The following is a 5,433-nucleotide window of genomic DNA, read 5'->3' as shown; positions in this document are numbered from 1 at the left end:
GCACTTTGGCAAAATGGGCAGTTTTTTACTCATATTTCAAAAAGAGGGCTTAAAGCCTTGTACTATAAGGCTTTAAGCCACTTTTTAGCAACAATTTTGTCTACTATGCCCACAAATTTCAATAAGCTTAAACTTGCCAGAATAGAAATAGATTTTAGGCAGAAAGTTATCATTTTTCGAGCATAGCAAGGAGAAGTCTTTTTACTGTTCCAAGATCTACAGTAATGAGAATTGACAAATACACTATTTTCTTAGCTCTCCAAACCCACTTTTCTCATTCGAAATAGTTGGACAAAAAACAAAAACCCCGATCAACTGATCGGGGTTTCACAACTAACAAATTAAATTAGAAATAAACACGGAAACCAACGCCGATTTTGTTATCTCTGTCTTTGTTATTGTCTTGATCTTTATATTGGAATGTACCAGCTTCTAAGTAAGTTACAACTTGTTTAGTAAACCAGTAGTCAGTACCTAGGATAAAGCCGTTCATAGTTACTTTATCATCACCACTGTTTGGAGTTGCTTTCTTGTATTGGTATTCACCATATACTTTCGCATTTTCTAAGTAGTTATATTTAGCACCAACTTCCAATGCTTTAACTTTATGAGCATTAATGCCAACTTCAGTTGTACCAAATTCTAAATTGTTAGTGCCATTAGTAGTGTGTTCTTCAGACCAGTCAACTGCTAATGCAAACGGACCAGTTGCTAATTCAGCACCAACAACATAAGCGCTTTCATTGTAATCTTTTACATTTCTTTCAAATTTCTTAACTTTAGTGTAACCACCGTTAACAGTTAAAGTAGTATCATTGGCAACTTCAGCAGTATAGAATAATGCTGCACCCCAACCTTTACCATTTTGTTCTGTGTCAGAATCTTTTTTCGCATCACCGAAGAAATAATCTGCACCGAAGCTAAAGCCATTCCATTCTACGCTGCGGAATTTAGCCGCTTTATCATCGTGGTTGTGAGTCATTTTCACATCACCTAAATCATAGGTATAGTCAGAAATACCTAAATCATCTTGGTTGGTATTTTGTTTACCGAAAGTTAATGTACCCACTTGATCATAAGCAAATCCTGCATATACATCATGAGCTTCAATTTTATTGAAATCTTCTTTTGCTTCTTTAGTTACTTCATCTCTTGATGAGAAACGTAATTGAGTAGCGGCTAATGCACTGAAGCCATTACCTAAATCTTGAGATGCTTTGATGTCAATGCGTGAACCTGGGTTTTTAAGATCAATACGTTCATTAGAATCTTTTGTTAATTTAACACGGAATTGTCCGCCAACTTCAACTTTAGTACCGTCTTGATTATAAACTACAGCTGCATTTGCTGAAGTTGCTGCTACTGCTACTGCAAGTGCGATTAATGTTTTTTTCATAATTAATACCTCTATAAAAATTTTTTAAGTTACTGTGAACTTTTTAAGAAAATGTAAGTCTAATCGACCTCATTTCGGGGCAAATCCTACGCCAACTTGGGTAGTTGATCAACCTTTATTTATTTTTTAGCCTAAAAAACAGTCAAAAGAACACTTTTTTTGCATAAAAAAAACACAAAACACTCCAAATGATGTTTTTTTAGACAAATTTTTAAACTATTTTTCCTAAATTTGTTTAATCTTCTCTTGCAACTTGACTGACCAATCTACGAGGGTGTAGCACATTATTAACTATCTCCGCTACCCCAATAAAATGTGCATTTTCATCATAAATTCGGTAGTGCATTGTGGCTAATGGTTGCGTCAATTTGATACGTTGCCCAAATATTAATTTTTCAGCCTGTTGCAAGGGTAATATCAATTTGGGCAAGCTCGCAACCGCCGTATCTATTGGCAATAATAATCTATCTAAAGCGGTAAAATCGTGACTTTGCGCTAATTCTGCCAACTGTTCCATTGTTACCATTGCTTCATAAGGATAATTCGCTACTTTGGTACGTCGCAACATTGTAACGTGTGCACCGCAACCAAGATATTCACCGAGATCATCAATCAATGTTCGGATATAAGTGCCTTTTGAACAATGCACTGATAAAGTGAGATAAGGTTTCTGATATTCAATAAAATCAATTGAGAAAATAGTAATTGGTCGAGCTTGACGCTCAACAGTAATACCTGCACGCGCATATTCATAAAGCGGTTTCCCTTGATATTTTAGTGCAGAAAACATTGTTGGCACTTGTTGTAACTTACCAGTAAAATGAGGCAATGCTGATTTAATTTGTTCTAAGTCCACATTAATTGCTTTGCGTTCCACCACAGTGCCTTCTGCATCGGAAGTATCTGTGCGTTCACCTAGTTTTGCTGTAACCAAATAACATTTATCGGCATCAAGCAAATGTTGCGAAAATTTGGTCGCTTCGCCAAAACAAATAGGTAACATTCCTGTCGCCAACGGATCCAATGCCCCTGTATGACCAGCTTTATTTGCTTGAAAATAACGCTTTACTTGTTGCATTACTCCATTTGAACTGTTGCCTTGCGGTTTATCCAACAGAATAATACCGTGTAAATCTCGTCCTTTTTTCTTTACCACCATTACTCCTGATCTTCGTGATGTTTTGCTTTATCCCGATTAATCACTTCTGTCACTAGATTAGACATTTTCATTCCTTCAACCAGCGAATTATCGTAAACAAAACGTAATTCCGGCACAATACGTAAACGCATTGCTTTACCCAATAACGAACGGATATAAGGTGAGGCATTATGTAATCCCTCCATTCCCTGTTCTATCTGTTGTTCATCCTCATCAAAAAGAAAAGTAACAAAAATTTTAGCATAAGCTAAATCTTTCGATACTTCTACATCAGAAACAGTTACCATACCAATTCGAGGATCTTTGACTTCACGTTGCAAAATAACTGCAATCTCTTTTTTAATTTCTTGTGCAACTCGTTGTGCACGGCTGAATTCTCTTGCCATAATTGCCTCCTTAATAAAAAAGCGGCAATAATTACCGCCTTAAAAATTTATTCCATTAAGTGATTCTGAGTTTATCTTTTCAAAGTGAATGCCGACATTTACCGCCACTCACTTTCCTATTATTGATAATGCTCAGCTATTATTCAATTGAGCGTTTTACTTCAACAGTTTCAAATACTTCTATTTGGTCTCCGACACGAACATCGTTATAGTTCTTCACGCCGATACCACATTCCATACCATTACGCACTTCATTCACATCATCTTTAAAGCGTCGCAATGATTCAAGTTCTCCCTCATAAATCACCACATTATCACGTAACACACGGATTGGATTATGACGTTTAACTACCCCTTCAATTACCATACAACCGGCAATTGCACCAAATTTCGGTGAACGGAACACATCACGTACTTCTGCGAGACCGATAATTTCCTGTTTAAATTCAGGTTGAAGCATACCGCTTAATGCCGCTTTGATTTCATTGATCAAATCATAAATAACGGAGTAATAACGAAGATCAAGATTCTCCGCTTCAACCACTTTACGTGCTGAGGCATCGGCACGTACATTGAAACCAACAATGATAGCATTAGAAGCCGCAGCTAAAGTCGCATCGGTTTCGGTAATTCCACCTACACCTGAACCAACAATTTTTACTTTCACTTCATCAGTTGAAAGCTCTAACAATGCTTGACAGATAGCCTCTACCGAACCTTGAACGTCCGCTTTAACGATAATATTCAATTCTGAAACATCGCCCTCAGTCATACTGCTGAACATATTTTCAAGTTTCGCTTTTTGTTGACGAGCCAATTTCACTTCACGGAATTTACCTTGACGATATAATGCGACTTCACGAGCTTTTTTCTCATCACGAACAACCGTCATTTCATCCCCAGCTGAAGGCACGCCGGAAAGCCCTAAAATCTCTACCGGAATAGATGGACCGGCACTTTTTACTTCTTTACCGATTTCATTACGCATTGCACGCACACGACCGTACTCTAATCCGCACAGTACAGTATCGCCACGGTTTAATGTGCCAGATTGCACCAATACTGTTGCCACTGGACCTCGACCTTTATCAAGGTAAGACTCAATAACAACTCCTGTTGCCATACCATCTTTGACCGCTTTCAACTCAAGCACTTCAGCTTGTAACAAAATAGCATCTAATAGCTCATCAATTCCAATGCCTTTCTTTGCCGAAACATTAACAAATTGAGTATCGCCACCCCAATCTTCTGAAATAACACCATATTGTGAAAGTTCAGTTTTCACTCGATCTGGATCAGCTTCAGGCTTATCAATTTTGTTTACTGCCACTACTAATGGCACATTTGCCGCTTTAGCGTGTTGAATTGCTTCAATAGTTTGTGGCATTACACCATCATCCGCTGCTACAACTAACACAACAATATCAGTAGCTTGCGCACCACGAGCTCGCATAGAAGTAAATGCAGCGTGTCCTGGAGTATCTAAGAAGGTAATATCTCCGTTTGGTGTATGCACGTGATAAGCACCGATATGTTGGGTAATTCCTCCTGCCTCGCCTGCAGCCACTTTCGCTTTACGAATATAGTCAAGCAATGAAGTTTTACCGTGGTCAACGTGTCCCATTATGGTTACTACTGGCGCACGTGGTTCTGCTTCCGCATTCATATCACGGTCACTTAATATCGCTTCTTCCAATTCGTTTTCACGACGTAACACCACTTTATGTCCCATTTCTTCAGCAACTAATTGTGCTGTTTCTTGGTCGATAACTTGGTTAATGGTTGCCATTGCCCCCATTTTCATCATCGTTTTGATTACTTCGGTCGCCTTCACTGCCATTTTATTCGCTAATTCACCGACAGTAATGGTTTCACCAATCACGACATCACGAGTAACAGGTTGTGCCGGTTTAGTAAAACCTTGTTGCAATGCACTCTTACGATTAGATTTCTTACCTTTCGCATTTTGTTGCTGATTATTACGGCGATTGGCTTCACGTTCGTTTTTAGAAGACTCCTCGTCACGATTGTTTTTCTTCGCTTTCGCTACTTTCTTACCACGACCACGATTTTCATTGCGGCGCTCTTCTTCATTTTCAGCCTCACGAGCATAAGAAGAGGTTAAGTGATAATCGGAATAGTCATCCACATCATCATCGCTAAAATTGTCATCTTCAAAATCAGCATAGCGTTTGGCATCTTCTGCCGCTTTGCGAGCTTGCTCTTCCGCTTTTTGGCGTGCGGCTTCTTCTGCTCTACGACGAAATTCCTCTTCTTCCGCTTTGCGTTTCTGTTTATTTTCGTCTTTTACAGCGGTTTTCTTGGTTGTCTCAGCTTTTGTAGCATCTGCCACTTTCACCTGTTCAGCTTCTTTTTTCGCCTGCTCTTGCGCCTCTTTTTGCGCTTTGGCTTCCGCCTCTTTTTGTGCTTTAGCTTCCGCCTCTTTTTGTGCTTTGGCTTCCGCTTCTTTTTGCGCTTTGGCTTCCGCCTCT

The 5,433-nt window shown here is 39.0% G+C and carries 5 protein-coding genes; 1 reads left to right on the top strand and 4 read right to left on the bottom strand.

Annotated features, from left to right (window positions below; all coding sequences use genetic code 11):
• A partial coding sequence (locus tag P375_RS12650) for a hypothetical protein (RefSeq protein ID WP_209434820.1) occupies nucleotides 1–186 on the top strand: 186 nt, incomplete at its 5' end.
• Between the two features lie 160 nt (nucleotides 187–346).
• Here the strand turns inward: P375_RS12650 and P375_RS09180 are convergent.
• The 4 genes from P375_RS09180 to infB form a co-directional block, all read right to left on the bottom strand.
• Complete coding sequence (locus P375_RS09180; RefSeq protein ID WP_039136325.1) at nucleotides 347–1,396, bottom strand: porin; 1,050 nt, start codon at nucleotides 1,394–1,396, stop codon at nucleotides 347–349.
• A 235-nt stretch (nucleotides 1,397–1,631) separates the two neighbouring features.
• Nucleotides 1,632–2,552 carry a tRNA pseudouridine(55) synthase TruB gene (gene truB / locus P375_RS09175; protein WP_082985570.1) on the bottom strand — a complete coding sequence of 307 codons (921 nt, stop codon included), beginning with the start codon at nucleotides 2,550–2,552 and terminating at the stop codon, nucleotides 1,632–1,634.
• A gap of 2 nt (nucleotides 2,553–2,554) precedes the next feature.
• Entirely contained in the window at nucleotides 2,555–2,941 is a 387-nt protein-coding gene (gene rbfA / locus P375_RS09170; protein ID WP_039136323.1) for a 30S ribosome-binding factor RbfA, read from the bottom strand.
• A gap of 139 nt (nucleotides 2,942–3,080) precedes the next feature.
• Nucleotides 3,081–5,433 (bottom strand): translation initiation factor IF-2 (gene infB, locus P375_RS09165; RefSeq protein ID WP_039136322.1); only part of this gene is annotated, 2,353 nt, incomplete at its 5' end.

Origin of the sequence: Gallibacterium genomosp. 2, assembly GCF_000771895.1 — a bacterium.
In the GTDB taxonomy this organism is placed as follows: Bacteria; Pseudomonadota; Gammaproteobacteria; order Enterobacterales; family Pasteurellaceae; genus Gallibacterium.
Note: the sequence above shows the minus strand (reverse complement) of the source record. Positions and strands in the feature narration are given on the sequence as shown.